Raw genomic sequence first — 17381 nt, 5'->3', positions numbered from 1 at the left:
TTCACCTTCCAGCCCTGAAACCGCCCCGGTCTGACCACATGGTCATGCCGGGGTTTTCAATGTCCCATTAAGTCAGCCACGGGATGGTGCGTGCGCTTTTCTGCGCATTGTGCTACGACTTTGGCAGCAAACCCTGCGCATCGAATCGCGGGGATGCGACGGGGATACGGGCAGGGCAGACAGGATTATTCCATGACGGGGCGTAGTCACGAACCCGGACAGGCCGAGAACGTCAAGTTGAAGAGCTTTGACGATTTTGAACTGACCTTGGGCGATATCATGCGCGGAGAACGGGCCACGCTGGGCAAGTCCCTGCTGGACGTTCAACGTGACCTCAAGATCAAGGCGGAATACATCGCCGGGATCGAGGACACCGATCTGTCCGTCTTCGAGACCCCCGGATTCATCAACGGATACGTGCGGGCCTATGCGCGCTACCTCGGCATGAATGCCGACTGGGTCTATCAGCGCTTCTGCGAAGAAAGCGGGTTTTCCCATGTGGCGGGGCTTGAGGCGCAGGTCTACACCAAGACCGCGCGCGGCGGCACGCGCCCGGCGCGGCGCAAGACCTCGACCGTGGGCGATGACGTGCTGTCGCGTAGCCCGATCAGTTCCGCCCCGACCCACGGGCCCTTTCACGGCGTGCAGGCCAGTGCCATCGGATCGCTGGCCGTGCTGTGCCTGCTGGTGGCGGGTCTGGGCTATGGCGGCTGGTCGCTTTTGCAGGAAATCCAGCGTGTTACCCTGACCCCGGTCGAAACGCCGCTGACCGTGGCGCTGTCGCCCACCGAGACTGTCGAGGGCGCGGGTCTGGCCATCGACAATGCCGCACCCACCCCGGCGGCGCTGGAGCGTCTGTATCGCCCCAAGGCGCTGGACACCCCGGTTCTGGTGCCGCGGGATGGTCCCATCGCGATGCTCGACCCGGATGCCCAGGGCGTCTATGCGCCCAGGTTCGAAAACCCGCTGCTGGTGGCCGCATTGCCCGAAGTCGCGCCCGAAGTGGAAACCATTGCCGAACCGGAAGTTCAGGTCGTGGCCCAGGCCGCACCCGAACTGGTGCTGTTCGCCCGCCGTCCGGCCTGGGTGCGCGTGCGCGCCGCCGATGGCAGCGTGCTGCTGGAAAAGATCATGGAGCAGGGGGAACGCTTCGTCCTGCCCGCCACCGAAGAGCCGCCGACCCTGCGGGCCGGCAATTCCGGCTCGGTATTCTTCGCGGTCAACGGCGAAACCCTTGGGCCGGCCGGACCCGGCACATCGGTGGCCAAGAACGTGGTGCTCTCGGCCGAAGCGCTGAGCGAAACCTACCAGATCGCCGATCTGACGGCGGACCCGGAACTGGCCCGTCTGGCCGAACTGGTAGTCGCGCCGGAAGCCAGCCCCATCGAATAGGTCGCGCCAGACCCCGTTGCAGCGCGCGCGTCTCAGGGCTATCTGTCACCCAACCGGATCGCAGCAACGGACGCCCCCCATGTCGCATAATCCCATTCGCCCCTGGCGCAACATCGACCGCCGCACGTCGCGCCAGATCCATGTGGGCAAGGTGCCGGTGGGCGGCGACGCGCCGATCAGCGTGCAGACCATGACCAACACCGACAGTTCGGACGTGAAGGCCACGGTTGCCCAGGTGCTGGCCTGTGCCGAAGCGGGCGCGGACATCGTGCGGGTCTCGACCCCGGATGAATCCTCTACCCGCGCGTTGAAAGAAATCGTGGCCGAAAGCCCGGTGCCCATCGTGGCCGACATTCATTTTCACTACAAACGCGCCATCGAGGCGGCCGAGGCCGGGGCTGCGTGCCTGCGGATCAATCCCGGCAATATCGGTGACAAAGCCCGCGTGCGCGAAGTCATCAAGGCCGCCCGCGACCACGGCTGTTCGATCCGCATCGGCGTCAACGCGGGGTCGCTGGAAAAGCACCTGCTTGAGAAATATGGCGAGCCCTGTCCCGAGGCGATGGTGGAATCCGGGATGGACCATATCCGCATCCTGCAGGACAACGACTTTCACGAGTTCAAGATCTCGGTAAAGGCGTCTGACGTGTTCCTGGCCGCCGCCGCGTACCAGGGAATTGCCGAGGCCACCGACGCGCCGATCCACCTGGGCATCACCGAAGCGGGCACGCTGAACGCGGGCACGGTGAAATCCTCGATCGGGTTGGGCAACCTGTTGTGGGCGGGGATCGGTGATACCCTGCGGGTCAGCCTGTCCGCCGATCCGGTGGAAGAGGTGCGCGTCGGCTTCGAGATCCTGAAATCACTGGGTCTGCGCCATCGCGGCGTCAACATTATCTCGTGCCCGTCCTGCGCGCGGCAGGGGTTCGATGTCATCAAGACCGTCGAAACCCTTGAGCAGCGGCTGGAGCACATCAAGACGCCCATGAGCCTGTCGATCATCGGCTGCGTGGTGAACGGGCCGGGCGAGGCGCTGATGACCGATGTGGGCTTTACAGGCGGTGGCGCCGGGGCGGGCATGGTCTATCTGTCGGGCAAGCAGAGCCACAAGCTGTCAAACGAAAAGATGATCGAGCACATCGTCGAGCAGGTCGAAACCAAGGCCGCCGAGATCGAGGCAGCGGCCGCTGTTGCAGAGGCCGCCGCCGAATAGGGATGGGTCAGTCGGCGGTGCGCGCCTGGGCAACCAGTTCGCGCATCTGCGGCAGGGGTACATAGCCGCGCAGCATGTCGCCCTGCAGGATGAAAGTTGGCGTGCCCGAGATTTCCAGCTTCTGGGCCAGATCGCGATTGCCGCGCAGCTCTTCCACCACCTTGTCGTCGTTCATCGCGGCCATCACCGCCTCTTGATCCAGATCCAGATCGCGGGCCAGCCGGCTGAGCGCGGCTTCGTTGACGCTGCCGGTCATGGTGATCAGGCGGTCGTGGGCGCGCTTGTAAGCGTCGTTGCCGTGGATCATCCGGGTGGCGATGGCAAAGCGCGAGGCCATCAGCGAATCTTCGCCCAGGATCGGGAATTCCTTCAGAATCAGCCGGATGTTGCCATCGCTGGAGACCAGTTCGGCCACTTCGTCATGGGCCTTGCGGCAGTATCCGCATCGGTAGTCCACGAATTCCACCAGCGTGATATCGCCGTCCGGGTTGCCACCCTCCCACGACCAGCCGTCGTTATAGATCTCGTCCTGAAGGCCCGACATCATCTGCTGTTCCGCATGGGCCTGTTCGACGGCCTGGCGCTGTTCCAGAATGCCGATGGCCTCCATCAGCACTTCGGGGTTGTCCAGCAGATAGGCGCGTACCTCGGCGCGCAATGCGGTCCGCTCGGCCTCGGACAGATCCTTCAGGTCCAGCGCCGATGCCGGCAGGGCAAGGGCAGCGACCGCAAGGGCCGGGGCAAGCAGGTGTTTCAGCAACATGGGCTATCTCCGTTTGTTTTGATTGGCGGCATGGATCACATCCTGCGCCCGTGACCATCCCGGCGACCCGGTGGGCAGCACGCCGGCGGCCCGGTGGGCGTGAATCGCCGCATCTTCAATCTGTCCATATAGGGCATAGCGTTCCGCCGTCGCCAGCGAGGCCATGCCCGGATTTCCAGTGCGCGCATAGGCAACCGATAGATCGCGCAGCATCCGCGTGTCGTATTGATCGCGGGCGCGGGCCTTTTCCAGTACCTCCAGCGCTTCAAGATCGCCGGTCCTGGTATTCTGGGCCAGCAGCGCGCGGCCATAGCCGGCCAGGATCAGCGGTTCGCGCGGGCCCAGTTCGGCGGCGGTGGCATAGGCTTCGATGGCGCTCTGCACATTGCCTGATTCCAGTTCGATCCAGCCGCTGAGATCCTGGATGTAGGGATCGTCGGGACGGCGGTCGACAAGAAGGGCCACCTGTTCCCGCGCCGCTGCCAGATCGGATTTCTTGTAATAGGCCAGCGCCCGGCCAATGGCCGCCGCATCCGATGTGTCGGACGCTTTGGTGCGGGTCAACGTATAGCTGGGCGAGCGCAGATAGGCCGACAACAGCGCCTTGGCGCGGCCGAACCAGTATTCGGTGTCGCCCCGGTCCACATCCAGCGGCGACAGCGCATCCACCGTCATGTGGATCGCGCGAACCCGGTCGCGGGACAGCGGGTGGGTGCGGGCATAGGGATCCTGCCGTCCCGGCAGCAGCTCTTCCTGGCCCTTGAAAAGCTCCATCACCTCGGCCAGGGCCACCGGATCGATCCCGGCGCGGGCCAGGAACCGCAGGCCGGACTTGTCGGCGGCGGCTTCTTCCTCGCGGGTGTGGGCAAACAGGGCGCGCCGGGCCGAGGAATGGACGCCCATGATGATCCCGGCCCCGGCGCCGGGATTGTTGGACGCGGCCCCCGCCGCAACCCCGACCAACGCCCCGATAGCCGAGGCGCGCTGCATTGCCTGCGCATTCAGTCCACGCCGGGCAAAATGGCCGTTGGCGATATGGGCAACCTCGTGCGCGATGACCGCCTGCAACTGGTCGGCATTCTGCATCCGCAGCAGCAGTCCGGCATTGACGAAGATCGTGCGGCTGTTGGCGACAAAGGCATTCAGCCCCATGTCATTGACCACCATCACCTGGGTGCGGTTGGCCGGAAGTCCGGCGGCGGTCAGCAGGGGGCGGGCCAGGATGTTCAGCGCATGTTCCATGCCGGCATCGCGCAACAACCCTTGCGCCATTGCCGGAGCACTGGCCAGAATCGCCAGGAACGCCGTGAAAATCCCGCCAAGGGCGGTTCGACGCAGCAGGGTCAGCATTGACCTCGGGTTCCGCGGATGCAATCGCATATGCGTCCGGTTTGGGAGAGTTTGATGAAAACTTCAAGGCGCAGTTCGGTTGATCCCTTCATCGTGATGGACGTGGCCCAACAGGCCGCGCGGATGGAGGCAGACGGCCGTCACGTGATCCATATGGAGATCGGCCAACCCGCCACGCCCGCGCCCCAGGGCGCGCGTGCGGCCCTGTCTCGGCAACTGGACGGCGATCCGCTGGGGTACACCGTGGCGCTTGGTCTGCCGGCCCTGCGGCAAGGAATCGCCGACCTGTACCGCCGTTGGTACGGGGTCGATCTGGATCCGGCGCGGATCATCGTCACCTCGGGCTCGTCGGGTGCCTTCCTTCTGACCTTCACCGCGCTGTTCGACACCGGTGCGCGGGTCGGCGTCGCGGCCCCCGGCTATCCTTCCTACCGGCAGATCCTGAAGGCGCTTGGCCTGACGCCAGTGGACATTCCTACCGATGCCGCCCATGGCCACCACATGCGGCCCGAGGATGTGCCCAGCGATCTGGACGGTCTGATTGTGGCCTCGCCGGGCAATCCCACCGGCACGATCCTGGATGGCCCGCATCTGAACGCGCTGATGGATCATTGCGACGCCCATGACATCGCCTTCATCTCGGACGAGATCTATCACGGGCTGCACTACGGCGACCGGGCGATTTCCGCGCTGGAACTGGGCGCGCCCTATGTCATTAACTCGTTTTCCAAGTATTTCTCGATGACCGGTTGGCGCGTCGGCTGGATGGTGGTGCCTGAAGATCATGTGCGCACCGTCGAACGTCTGGCGCAGAACATGTTCATCTGTGCGCCTCACGTCAGCCAGGTTGCCGCGTTGGCCGCGCTGGAGTGCGAGGCCGAGATGGAAGACAACCGGGCCGTCTATGCCGCCAACCGCAAATTGCTGCTGGAGGGGCTGCCGAAAGCCGGTTTCGACCGCTTTGCACCGCCTGACGGGGCCTTCTACATCTACGCCGACGTGTCGCATCTGACCGACGACAGCCGCGCCTTTGCCGCGCAGATCCTGTCCGAAACCGGGGTGGCGGTGACGCCGGGGCTGGATTTCGACCCGGCACGCGGCCATCACACCTTGCGTTTTTCCTATGCCGGGGCCACATCGGACATGGCCCTCGGGCTGGAACGTCTGGCAGATTTCATGGCCCGGCAACCGGTGCTGGCCAAGATGTGATTTTGACCCCTGGGCGCGCCCGGCGTATAGATCGGCGCAAACAGGCCTTCGGGAGTCCCCCTTGCTTCGCTTCATTCTTGGCATCTTCGGCGCGTTCTTCAGCTTCCTGACGATCGGCGCGGTTCTGGCGGCGCTTGCCGTCGGCGGCGTCTTCTGGATGTACGGGCGCGATCTGCCCAATCACGAACAACTGTCGCAATACACCCCCGCCACCATCAGCCGGGTCTATTCCGACGAAGGCGAGCTGATTGACGAATTCGCGCACGAGCGGCGGTTGTTCGCGGCCTCGTCCGAAATCCCCGATCTGGTGAAAGAGGCGTTCATCTCGGCCGAGGACAAGAACTTCTACACCCACGGCGGCTATGACCCGCTGGGCATCGCGGCGGCGGCCCTGAGCATGGCGCAGGGTGGGGCGTTGCGCGGCGCGTCGACAATCACCCAGCAGGTGATGAAGAATTTCCTGCTGTCCTCGGACCGGTCGGCAGAACGCAAGATCAAGGAATTGATCCTGGCCACCCGTCTGGAAGCGACGCTGAGCAAGGAGCAGATTCTTGAGCTCTATCTGAACGAGATCTACCTCGGGCAGAACTCCTATGGCGTGGCGGCGGCGGCACAGACCTATTTCAACAAGAAGCTCAGCGATCTGACCATCGAAGAGGCCGCGTATCTGGCGGCCCTGCCCAAGGCACCCTCGACCTATCATCCGGTGCGCGAGCGTGAGCGGGCCACCGACCGCCGGAATTTTGTTCTGCGCGAGATGTACGAAAACGGTCATATCACCCAGGCCGAATATACCGAAGCGCGAGCGCAACCGATCCGCTCGGTGCAGGGCGGGGAATACGAAAGCTTCCGCCGTTCGCTGCCGCCCCGCAACTATTTCACAGACGAGATCCGCCGCCAGTTGAGCCGCGATTTCGGAGAGGCCGAGTTCTTCACCGGCGGTCTCAGCGTGCGCTCCACGCTGGAGCCTGACTTGCAGGCCCATGCCGCCACCGCCTTGCGGCGCGGGCTGGAAAAATACGACCGCAGCCGCGGCATCTATCGTGGCAACAACCTGTTCGTCCCGCCCGAGCGGCTGGGGACCGAGATCGATTGGCGAATATCGCTGGAAGAGGCCGACCTGCCGCGCGACATCGACGGCTGGGCGCTGGCCGTGGTGCTGTCCCTGACCGGCGATCGCGCGATCATCGGCGTCGAGGGGCAGGAGGTGGCGGAAACCGACTTCATCCCGCTGTCCGAGTTGACCTGGGCCGCGCGCCGGGGCCAGCCGCGCCCGCGCGTGCCCGACGATCTGCTGCGCCTCGGCGAAGTGGTCTACGTCAAGCCGGTCACCGGTGACGACGGCGGCATCAGCCATTGGTCGCTGCGCCAGATCCCCGAGATCCAGGGCGCTTTCGTGGCCATGGACGTGAACACCGGGCGGGTGATCGCCATGCAGGGCGGCTTCAGCTACCAGAAATCGGTGTTCAACCGCGCCACGCAGGCAACCCGTCAACCGGGGTCATCGTTCAAGCCGTTCGTCTATGCCACAGCGCTGGACAACGGCTATACGCCCGCAACAATCGTCGTGGACGCGCCCATCGAGGTGAACATCGGCGGCGAAATCTGGCGGCCCAAGAACTATTCCAACAAGTTCTATGGCCCGACGCCGCTGCGCACCGGCATCGAACGGTCGCGGAACCTGATGACCATCCGTCTGGCGCAGGCCGTGGGCATGGACAAGGTTGCCGAACATGCCGAGGCCTTCGGCGTCTATGACGACATGAAGCCATACCTTGCGAACTCTCTGGGGTCCGAGGAAACCACGCTGTACCGCATGGTTGCGGCCTATGCCATGTTCGCCAACGGCGGCGAGCGGGTCGAACCGACGCTGGTGGACCGCATCCAGGACCGCTTCGGGCGCACCATCTATCGCCACGATCAGCGCCAGTGCCTGGATTGCGACAGCCTTGTGGTGCCGGCGGGCCTGTCGCCCAAGATCGTGTCGGACCGCGAACAGGTCATGGATCCGATCACCGCCTATCAGATCACCTCGATGATGCAGGGTGTGGTCGAACGCGGCACGGCGGCGCGCACGGTGAACCTGCCGGTGCCCACGGCGGGCAAGACCGGCACCACCAACGATGAAAAGGACGTCTGGTTTGTCGGCTTCACCTCGAACATCGTGGCGGGCTGCTACATGGGCCATGACAATCCGCGCTCGCTGGGAAGCGGGGCCTCGGGGGGCGGCATGTGCGGGCCGGTGTTCAACGAATTCATGCAGGAAGCCGTGAAGATCTATGGCGGCGGCCCGTTCGAAGTGCCTCCGGGCGGCTATTTCCTGAAGATCGACCGGGTCACCGGCCAACGTCTGCCCGATACCGCCAGCGGCGCAAACGTAGTGGCGGAATACTTCCGCGACGGCGTCGACCCTGTGTTCGGCTACGCAGTAGATGGCGGCTTTGCCATGGGGGGCAACCTGCCGATGTTCTCGCGGGACGAGGCGCTGAGCGCGACCGAGGTCACAACATCGACCGGCGAGGTCAAGAAGATCCCGAAAAAAGCGGGCTTCGGTACCATCAGTTCGGGCGGGCTCTACTGAGCCGCCCGGCTCCCTTGCCAGTGGCCGCGCCGCTGATATAACCAGCCTTCCAACGCGGGAAAACGCCCGCCGATGCAGGACGGACAAAACAGCTATGCGCGCGGAAATTCAGAACATCGTGGCCGAGGTCGAGAAATCGTTGAACCTGCTGGCGCAGCGGTTGGACTGGGAGACGGCGCCGCACCGTCTGGAAGAATTCAACGCCATGGCCGAAGATCCCGACCTGTGGAACGATCCCACACGGGCGCAGAAGCTGATGCGCGACCGCCAGATGCTGGTGGACGCCATGGACACCTACAAGAACATCAAGCAGGAGCTGTCCGACAACGTCGAGTTGATCGAACTGGGCGAGATGGAGGAGGACGCCGAGGTCGTGTCCGAGGCTGAGACCGCGCTTAAGGCGCTGGCTGAAACCGCCGGACAAAAAGAAATCGAGGCGCTGCTGGATGGCGAGGCCGACGGCAACGACACCTTCCTGGAAATCAACTCGGGCGCGGGTGGCACCGAAAGCTGCGATTGGGCGTCGATGCTGGCGCGGATGTACGTCCGCTGGGCCGAAAAGCACGGCTACACCGTCGAGCTGCAATCCGAAAGCGCTGGCGAAGAAGCGGGCATCAAGTCGGCGGCCTACAAGATCAGCGGCCCCAATGCCTATGGCTGGCTGAAGTCCGAAAGCGGCGTGCACCGGCTGGTGCGCATCTCGCCTTATGACAGCGCGGCGCGGCGGCATACCTCGTTCAGCTCGGTCTGGGTCTATCCGGTGGTGGACGACAATATCGAGATCGAGGTGAACCCCTCGGACATCCGGCTGGACACCTATCGCTCGTCGGGTGCGGGCGGCCAGCACGTCAACACCACCGACTCGGCGGTGCGGATCACCCACCTGCCCACCGGCATCGTCGTGACCAGCTCCGAGAAATCCCAGCACCAGAACCGCGACATTGCCATGAAGGCCCTGAAATCGCGCCTGTACCAGATGGAGCTGGATCGCCGGAACGCCTCGATCCAGGAGGCGCACGAGAACAAGGGCGACGCGGGGTGGGGCAACCAGATCCGCTCTTACGTCCTGCAGCCCTACCAGATGGTCAAGGATCTGCGCACCAACGTGGAAACCTCGGACACCCAGGGCGTTCTGGACGGCGACCTCGACAAGTTCATGGCGGCGACTTTGGCGATGAATGTCGCTGGCAAAAGCCGCTCCGAGGCGCAATCGGACGACTGATCGGATTGCCCTGCGATTGCGGGGTGTTTTCCGATTGCCAAACATCTGCAATTCGGCATTCTTGGGGACTCGTCTGAGCAAGGAGGAGGCCCAGCGATGACCGACACAACCGCCCCCGAAGCGTCCCCGATCCCCCAGATCGCCCGGATCACAATGTCCGATCTGCGCGAGGTTCTTGTGCTGGGCTGGCATGACTTCCGCCGCGCCCCTACCTTTGGGCTGATCTTCAGCGCGGTCTATGTGCTGGGCGGGCTGTTCCTGGCTTTCGTGTCAAGCGGCTTTGTCTGGAGCACCGTAATCCTTGCCCTTGGTTTTCCCATTCTCGCGCCCTTCGTGGCGGTGGGATTGTACGAGGTCAGCTGGCGGCTGGAAGACAATCGCCCGATGGATCCCAACCAGATCTTCGGCGCGGTCTGGCGCGAGAAGGATCGGCAGATCCCCTGGGCCGGGGCGATCATCGTGGTCTATTTCCTGTTCTACACCTTTCTGGCGCACATGATCTTTGCCCTTTTCATGGGCTTGTCGGTGATGACAAATATTTCAAGCTCTTACGAGGCGTTCTTCACAACAAACGGTCTGACCATGATCGCCGTGGAACTGGTTCTGGGCGGGATACTGGCCTTCATCCTGTTCGGGCTGACGGCCTTCAGCCTGCCCTTGCTGCTGGAGAAGGAGATCGATTTCATGACCGCCATGTTGCTCAGCTTCAAGGCGGTGCAACAGAATATTCCGGTCAGCCTTGCCTGGGCGGCCATCATCGCGGGCCTGGTACTTCTGGCGATGATCCCGGCGTTCCTGGGTCTGTTCGTGGCGCTGCCGGTGCTGGGCCATGCCACCTGGCATCTGTATCGCCGGGTTCTGGTGCATCCGGGCGACTGACCTTCGATCCCCGGTATCTGCCATGAAAAAAGCGGGCCCAGGGCCCGCTTTGCTGTCTTGCGCTGTGAGCTTCGGCTCAGCCCTCGGCGACAGGAGCTTGTTTCTGCGGGACCGGGCGCTGCTGGCCCTTGCCCTCGTTCAGCGGGTCTTCCTTGCGCTGAACCGAGCCCTCGAAATGGGCGCCGCTCTCGATCGCGATGGTCTTGTGAATGATGTCGCCTTCGACCTTGGCGGTCGAGGTCAGGCGCACCTTCAGGCCGCGCACGCGTCCGATCACATGGCCATTGACCACGATGTCATCGGCCACAACCTCGCCGTTGATCGTGGCGGTTTCGCCCACGGTCAGCAGATGCGCGTGAATGTCGCCTTCGATCTGGCCTTCGACCTGCACGTCGCCGCTGGTGCGGATGTTGCCGGTGATGGTCAGGTCGCTGGACAGCACCGATGCCGGCGGCTTGGCGCGCGGGGCAGGGGCAGGGGTTGTTCCAGCCGAGGGCTGCGGTGTCGCGGTCGGGCGCGTGTCCGGCGCCTTTTCGGTCTCGCCCGGCTTTTGTCCCGTTTCAGGTGTCCTGTTCTTAGAAAACATCGCGTCCAGCCTTGATATACTTCATCGGATTGACCGGCGTGCCACTGTCGCGCACTTCATAATGCAGATGCGTGCCCGTGGACCGGCCGGAATTCCCCATAGCACCGATCCTCTCCCCGCGCGAGACCCTTTGGCCCTTCTTCACCGTGATTTTGGACAGATGTGCATAGCGGGTTTCAAGGCCGAACCCGTGCGAGATGGTCACCAGACGGCCATAGCCCGATTGCCAACCCGCATGGGTCACAACCCCCTCGGCGGTGGCGTTGACCGTGGTGCCATAGGCCCCGGCCCAATCCATGCCTGCGTGCAGGCGCGTGCCGCCCCGGATCGGATCGCGGCGATAGCCAAAGCCCGAGGTGCGACGCACGGCGGCGGACACCGGTTGCGCGAAGGGCACCTGGTCGGCGGCCATGCGGTACAGGTTCAAGTCGTCCATATGGGTCAGGATCGCCTCGGCGCGCTGCGAGTCCGGATTGCTGCCGTCATCCTTCGTTGAGAAGGAGATCGGCGTCAGCGGTCCGCCCTGGCCGGAATACTGGTCGCGCATCTGGCGCAGGATCGCCGACGGTGGCAGGCCAACCTCGGTGAACATCTTGCCCAGCGGTTCCATCGCCAGCACCACGGCTTCTTCCAGTTGCGAGAAGATCCGCTCGTTGGCGCGGTCGCGGGTGTCCAGATCGTTGCGGATCGCGGCCAGTTGCACGCGGGCCTCACCGGCCTCGGCCTCAAGACGGTTGCGATCTTCGGCGGTGCGGCCAAGGGCACGGGTCAGGAAGGCGACGGTGCGTTCGGCCTCGGCCCGGCTGCGATCCAGTTCGGCCAGCATGGCATCGCCGGAGTCGGCGCTCAGCGTGTCCAGCCGGGCCTGCAGCAGATCGCGTTCGGTCAGCGAATCCCGCAGCAGGCGCCGCAAGGCATCCTGACGCGCTGCGAATTCCTGACGGCTGAGGGCCGAATCAAAGATCGTGTCCTGGAAGTTGCCGATTTCGTCCAGCGCGCGGGTGAAATTGGCCTGTGCCTCAAGCGCTGCCAGACGATAGGTGTCGCGCTCTTCGGCCATGGCATTCAGCCGCGACTCGTAGACGGCTTTTTCCTGCGCGATCTGCTGGCGTTCGCCGCTGCCCTTCACAAGGTCGATGACCAGAAAGGACGTGGCGGTCACCGACCACAGCACGATGGCGGTGCCGCCAAGCAGGGCCACAAGATGGTGACGCGGACCCAGCCGAACAAAGCGGGTGCCCTTGTCCGATTTTACGAAGATGCGCTTTTCCGGGAAGATCCGGTGAAGCAGCGATTGTCTGTCGGAGCTGGTGCGGGTCGTCACGTAGCGCCTCTGTTCTTGTGGGGCGGAGCATCCGCCGCGTGTATTCCCGTCGTCGCGATAGCGCGGACGGGGCTTCTTGACAAGAAAAGGAGTCTGTTCGCGCGATGGGGCATCATTGCTGCCCCAAAAACGGCGGGAATCCGCTGATTCTAGCGATCGGCGCCTTCCGCCAGTGGCCAGTAGAAGTCTGGCGGGATGCCGGCCTCGGCGCGTTTTTCCTCGTTGAAGGGCGGTTTCAGTGCCCCGTGGAAATAGCGCCGGACAAGATCGTGAAAGACCGTCTTGGGGTCGCAGTCGGCCCGTCCGCACAGGAAGTGAAACCATTTCGAGCCATAGGAGACATGGCCGACTTCTTCGGCGTAGATGACCTCAAGCGCCGCAACGGTCTCGGGATCCTTGGCCTTGCGGAAGATCTCGATCATGCCCGGCGTCACGTCCAGACCGCGGGCTTCCAGCACCATGGGCACCACGGCCAGCCGGCCCATCAGGTCGTCTGCCGTGTCCTCGGCGGCGCGCCACATGCCAGCATGGGCGGGCAAGGCACCATAGTGGCTGCCCATGGCCTCCAGACGGTCGCAGACCAGGTTGAAATGCTTGGCCTCCTCGTCGGCGGCGCGCACCCAATCCTCGGCAAAGCCGGGCGGCATGGGGGTGTCGGCAAAACGGGCAAGGATGTCCCAGTGCAGATCGACCGCGTTCAACTCGATATGGGCGATGGCGTGCAGAATCGCGATCCGCCCCACGGGAGAGCCCGGACGGCGGCGCGGCACATCGCGCGGCGACAGCAATTCGGGCTGTTCGGGCCGGGCCGGGCGCAGCGGCGGGGTGGCGCGGCCCATGGGCATCGGCGTGCCCGCGTCTCGCGCCGTCCGCCAATGGGCCGCAAAGGCGCGCGTCATCGCGGTCTTGCGACGGCCATCGGCGCAGGTCAGCACCGCCACGGCGCAGTCGGCGACGGTGCCGGGCGGGTCGAACGTGTCGGTCATGATCCGAGTGCGCGCACCGCGTCCAGCACGGCGTCCACATGGCCCGGCACTTTCACCTTGCGCCAGATCTGCTGCACCGTGCCGGTGCCGTCGATCAGGAAGGTGGCGCGTTCGATGCCCATGTAGGTGCGGCCATACATGGATTTCTCGACCCAAACGCCGTACTGCTCGCAGACATCGCTTTCAGCGTCCGACAGCAGGTGCACGCCCAGGTCATGCTTGGTGCGGAACTTTCCGTGTTTGGCGACGGTATCCTTGGACACCCCCAGCACCACTGCGCCCGCTGCGTCGAAGTCGGCCAGCTTCTCGGTAAACCCGATGGCTTGCTTTGTGCAGCCGCTGGTGTCATCGCGCGGGTAGAAATACAGAACCACAGTCTTGGGCCGCAATTTCGACAAGGTCACATCCTCGCCGCCATCTTGGGGCAGGGTAAACTCCGGGGCGGTCTGGCCGGTCTCGATCATCGGGTTTCCTTCCGGTTTCAAGAGTTCAGCCCGTTAGTCTAGAACGGCTGCGGCAATGTCCAGCGGCAGAGCCTGCTTGGTACCGATTTGGCGACAAGCTAGGGTAGCGGCGATGAAACTTCTGTTGCGATGGCTTGGAACGGTTCTGCACTGGGCGATGCGGTGGACGTGGCGTCTGGCGCTGATCGTGGTTGTCGTTCTGGCGGTGCTGTTGTGGGGCGCGCGGAATGGCTCGGTTCCCGCGCCGCACTGGCTGGCCGGAATGGTGGCGGATCATCTCAGCACCGAATCCGCCGCGCTGGATCTGGACGCGCATATCGACAGCATCGCGCTGGACCTGCGCGAGGGATTCGTGCCGGTGGTGGTGGCCACGGGCGTGGTGTTTCGCGGCGCGGACGACACCGATGCCCTGTCGCTGGACCAGTTGGAAATGGTGCTCAGCCGGGACGATCTTTTGCAGGGGCGGGCGCGGATCAAGGCGGTGCGGGCCAGTGGGCTGGCCGTCGCCCTGTCACGCGATCAGGACGGCGTTCTCAGCCTGTCGCTGGGCAACCGCGAAGTGGTCACCGGCGCCCTCAATCCCGATGCGATGCTGGCGGAGGTGCGGCGCCTTCTCGATCTGCCGGTGTTTACCGGATTGCAGTCGCTGGGGGTCGAAGAGGTCGGCTTCACCTTCGCCGATGCCCTGCGCGCCGAAGTTCTGGAAAGCCGCGACGGCTATTTGCGCCTGACCCGCGACGGCACCGGGCTGGCGCTGGATCTGGATCTTGGCCGGGTCGGCGAAACCGATGGCGGCGCGTTGGCGCAGGTGAGCAGCCAAAGTGCCGCCGCCGGGCTGGAGGCGCGATTGTTGCTGCGCGGGATCGTGCCAGCGCAACTGGCCGGTCTGGCCGGGCAGACACCGCTGTCCGAGGCCCTGGCGCGGTTCGATGCGCCGGTGTCCCTGACCCTCAGCGGCGGCACCGACGGGCAGGGCGGGATGCGCGCCGCGATCGGCGAGCTGACCGTGGGCGAGGGGCGCTGGATGATGCCAGGCCGCGCCGAAGGGCTGCCGCTGAACTGGCTGCGGGCGCGGCTGGCGTTGAGCCCGGACACCGCGCATCTGGAGGTTTCGGACCTGGACCTGTCCTCGCCCGCCGTCAGCCTGACCGGGCGGGCCGATCTCTACCGCATCGGCGATGGCCCCAAGGGCGGTCCAAGGTTCGGCGCGCAGGTGGCTTTGGACGCGCTCGCCGTGGATCTGCCGGATCTGTTCGACACGCCGCGCCGCTTTGACGGGGTCTGGGCGACCCTGGCCTATGCGCGCAACGACGATGCCTTGCGGCTGTCCGACTTGTCGATCCAGATGGCGGATCTGTTGATCGCCGGCGACGGTCTGGTTTCGGGGCTGGCCGGGCCGGATCAGAAGATTGCCCTGAACCTGGCGGTGCCGGAATTGCAGCCCCGGTCGCTGCTGGAGCTTTGGCCGCTGACGATTGCCAAGGGCGGGCGCAAATGGGTCGATCTGAACCTCAAGTCCGGCCATGTGCATGACGTACACGCGGCGCTGCGCTTTGATGGCACCGGGCGGCCCGATGTGGCCCTGACCTTTTCCTTCGACAATGGGCAGATGACGCCGACGCCGCGGATGCCGCTGATCACAGACGCCTCGGGTCATGGCGAGATCGCGGGCGACCAGTTCGAGGTCTGGGTCGATGGTGGCACGGTCACGCCCGAGGATGGCACGCCGGTCGCCCTGTCGGGTGGCCGGATCGTCATCACGCCGCTTTATTCCCGTGCCCGGATCCTGTCGGCCAGCTTTCAGGCGGACACCGATGTGACCGGGGCCTTGTCGCTGATGAGTTCGCCGGGCTTTCGCAATCCCAACCACCCGCCGCCGACAGCCGCCCCGCTGCTGAAGGCCGGGGATGCGTGGGGCGCGGTGCGGGTCGGCATCGACCTGTCACTGCCGCTGAAGCGCGGGTTGAAGATGCCCGATGTCCGCCTTGCGGTGGATGGCACCGTGCGCGGGTTTGCCACCGATGTGCTGATCGGCGGCCGGGCCCTGGCATCGGATCGGCTGGTGCTGAACGCCACGCCAAAGGCGCTGACCATCTCGGGGCCGATGACCATCGAAGGCAGCCCGCTGACCATCGGGTTCACCCGTCCGTTCCGCCAGCCCGACGGCACCCGCGCGGCGGCACAGGTGGTGGCCGAAGGCGCGCTGACGGCGGATCTTGCGGACACCTTCGGCCTGAAACTGCCCCGCAACACTGCACGCGGCGCGGGCAAGATCTATGCGCGCGTCGATCTGCCGGAAGGGGCGCCGCCGCAGCTGGCACTGGACGGCGATCTGAAGGGGCTGGCAGTCTCGATCCCGGCGTTGGGGGTGCGCAAGTCCGCCTCCCAGGCCGGCACGCTGACACTGGCTGGGTATCTGGGCCCCGAGGGCGTGCTGGAGACGATCCGCCTGCGCATGCCCAGCCTGACGCTGGAGGCGCGCGCACCGCTGCGCGCCGGGGGCGGGGTCGGCACGGTCACCCTGCGCCAGCTCAAGCTGGGCAACTGGCTGGACGCCGCGGGCCGCCTGACGCCGTCCAATGGTTCGGGCGGGATGCGGGTGACGCTGACCTCGGGCCAGGTGGATCTGCGCCGCAGGCCGCAGGGCGGCGGCGGCGGTGGCGCGACCCTGTCGGGGCTGGATTTGTCGCTGGATGCGATCCATGTCACCGACACGTTGGTGCTGCGCAATGCGCGCGGCAAGCTGACCGGCCGCGCCCACGGCACGCTGACCGGCAGCCTGAACGGGCGTGTGCCGGTGACGGTGAAACTGTCGGCCGCCGCCAAGGGCACCCAGATCCAGATAAATTCCAATGACAGCGGCAAGGTGTTCGGCACGGCGCAGATCGAAAAGGGCTTCCGGGGCGGCTCGCTGGACTTGCGGCTGATGCCGACGGGCGCGCGCGGCACCTATACCGGGCGGCTGCGGGTCAGGAACACCGCCCTGCATGACACTTCGCCGGTCATGCGCATCGTCTCGGCGCTCAGCGTCATCGGCGCCTTCGAGCAGATGTCGGGCTCGGGCATCAGCTTTACCGACATCCGGTCAGACTTCCGGCTGGCACCGGGGCGGGTCGAGATCGCCGCAGGCAGTGCCGTGGGGCCATCGCTGGGCATGTCCTTCGAGGGTATCGTCGATCTGGCCGGCAAGCGGCTGGCGCTGCAGGGGGTGGTCTCGCCGGTCTACTTCCTGAATCAGGCGGGTCGTTTCATGACCCGGCGCGGCGAGGGGCTGTTCGGCATGACCTTCACCGTCAGGGGCACTTTCGACGCGCCAAAGGTTGCGGCCAATCCCCTGTCGATGCTAGCGCCGGGCATCCTTCGCGAGATCTTCCGGGGTTCCCCGCCGAAGGTCGCGCAATAACCCCAGCAA

13 protein-coding genes are annotated in these 17381 nt (G+C 65.0%); 7 read left to right on the top strand and 6 right to left on the bottom strand.

All coding sequences use genetic code 11. The features are described 5' to 3' along the window. Positions 1 to 192 precede the first annotated feature (192 nt). Together ACP15K_RS02740 and ispG are read left to right on the top strand one after the other, a co-directional pair. Entirely contained in the window at positions 193 to 1392 is a 1200-nt protein-coding gene (locus tag ACP15K_RS02740; RefSeq protein WP_193142218.1) for a helix-turn-helix domain-containing protein, read from the top strand. A 79-nt stretch (positions 1393 to 1471) separates the two neighbouring features. Then, positions 1472 to 2605 (top strand): flavodoxin-dependent (E)-4-hydroxy-3-methylbut-2-enyl-diphosphate synthase, encoded by a 1134-nt coding sequence (ispG, locus tag ACP15K_RS02735; RefSeq protein ID WP_424989735.1) that lies wholly within the window; start codon positions 1472 to 1474, stop codon positions 2603 to 2605. 7 nt (positions 2606 to 2612) lie between these two features. Here ispG and ACP15K_RS02730 read toward each other — a convergent pair whose 3' ends face one another. Together ACP15K_RS02730 and ACP15K_RS02725 are read right to left on the bottom strand one after the other, a co-directional pair. Then, positions 2613 to 3368, bottom strand: coding sequence for a DsbA family protein (locus ACP15K_RS02730; RefSeq protein WP_193142216.1), 756 nt, complete (start codon positions 3366 to 3368; stop codon positions 2613 to 2615). Between the two features lie 3 nt (positions 3369 to 3371). Continuing rightward, positions 3372 to 4718, bottom strand: coding sequence for a M48 family metalloprotease (locus ACP15K_RS02725; RefSeq protein ID WP_193142215.1), 1347 nt, complete (start codon positions 4716 to 4718; stop codon positions 3372 to 3374). Between the two features lie 54 nt (positions 4719 to 4772). Here ACP15K_RS02725 and ACP15K_RS02720 point away from each other — a divergent pair, with 54 nt between their 5' ends. The 4 genes from ACP15K_RS02720 to ACP15K_RS02705 all read left to right on the top strand — a co-directional run bounded on the left by ACP15K_RS02720 (position 4773) and on the right by ACP15K_RS02705 (position 10609). Then, a complete protein-coding gene (locus ACP15K_RS02720) occupies positions 4773 to 5927 on the top strand; it encodes a pyridoxal phosphate-dependent aminotransferase (protein ID WP_424989734.1) in 1155 nt (384 codons plus the stop codon). A 61-nt stretch (positions 5928 to 5988) separates the two neighbouring features. Then, a complete protein-coding gene (locus ACP15K_RS02715) occupies positions 5989 to 8508 on the top strand; it encodes a penicillin-binding protein 1A (protein ID WP_193142213.1) in 2520 nt (839 codons plus the stop codon). A 94-nt stretch (positions 8509 to 8602) separates the two neighbouring features. Continuing rightward, the gene (gene prfB / locus ACP15K_RS02710) at positions 8603 to 9730 is read left to right on the top strand and encodes a peptide chain release factor 2 (RefSeq protein WP_193142212.1); all 1128 of its coding nucleotides are present in this window, start codon (positions 8603 to 8605) and stop codon (positions 9728 to 9730) included. 96 nt (positions 9731 to 9826) lie between these two features. Next, the gene (locus tag ACP15K_RS02705; protein ID WP_424989733.1) at positions 9827 to 10609 is read left to right on the top strand and encodes a DUF2189 domain-containing protein; all 783 of its coding nucleotides are present in this window, start codon (positions 9827 to 9829) and stop codon (positions 10607 to 10609) included. Between the two features lie 76 nt (positions 10610 to 10685). Here the strand turns inward: ACP15K_RS02705 and ACP15K_RS02700 are convergent, their stop codons facing one another. The 4 genes from ACP15K_RS02700 to bcp all read right to left on the bottom strand — a co-directional run bounded on the left by ACP15K_RS02700 (position 10686) and on the right by bcp (position 13969). Next, positions 10686 to 11195 (bottom strand): bactofilin family protein, encoded by a 510-nt coding sequence (locus ACP15K_RS02700; protein ID WP_193142210.1) that lies wholly within the window; start codon positions 11193 to 11195, stop codon positions 10686 to 10688. Continuing rightward, on the bottom strand, positions 11185 to 12519 hold the full coding sequence (locus ACP15K_RS02695; protein ID WP_424989732.1) for a DUF5930 domain-containing protein: 1335 nt from the start codon (positions 12517 to 12519) through the stop codon (positions 11185 to 11187). Before ACP15K_RS02695 ends, ACP15K_RS02700 begins: the two co-directional genes overlap by 11 nt. Positions 12520 to 12668: 149 nt before the next feature. After that, complete coding sequence (locus ACP15K_RS02690) at positions 12669 to 13505, bottom strand: ferritin-like domain-containing protein (protein WP_424989731.1); 837 nt, start codon at positions 13503 to 13505, stop codon at positions 12669 to 12671. Continuing rightward, on the bottom strand, positions 13502 to 13969 hold the full coding sequence (gene bcp / locus ACP15K_RS02685; protein ID WP_424989730.1) for a thioredoxin-dependent thiol peroxidase: 468 nt from the start codon (positions 13967 to 13969) through the stop codon (positions 13502 to 13504). Before bcp ends, ACP15K_RS02690 begins: the two co-directional genes overlap by 4 nt. A 112-nt stretch (positions 13970 to 14081) precedes the next feature. On the opposite strand from bcp, the gene ACP15K_RS02680 reads away from it, so the two are divergent. After that, on the top strand, positions 14082 to 17372 hold the full coding sequence (locus ACP15K_RS02680) for an AsmA-like C-terminal region-containing protein (protein ID WP_424989729.1): 3291 nt from the start codon (positions 14082 to 14084) through the stop codon (positions 17370 to 17372). Positions 17373 to 17381: the final 9 nt, after the last annotated feature.

The sequence above is a fragment of the Fluviibacterium sp. S390 genome, from assembly GCF_049800695.1.
Taxonomy (GTDB): domain Bacteria; phylum Pseudomonadota; class Alphaproteobacteria; order Rhodobacterales; family Rhodobacteraceae; genus Meridianimarinicoccus.
This window is presented reverse-complemented; position numbering and strand designations above follow the sequence as displayed.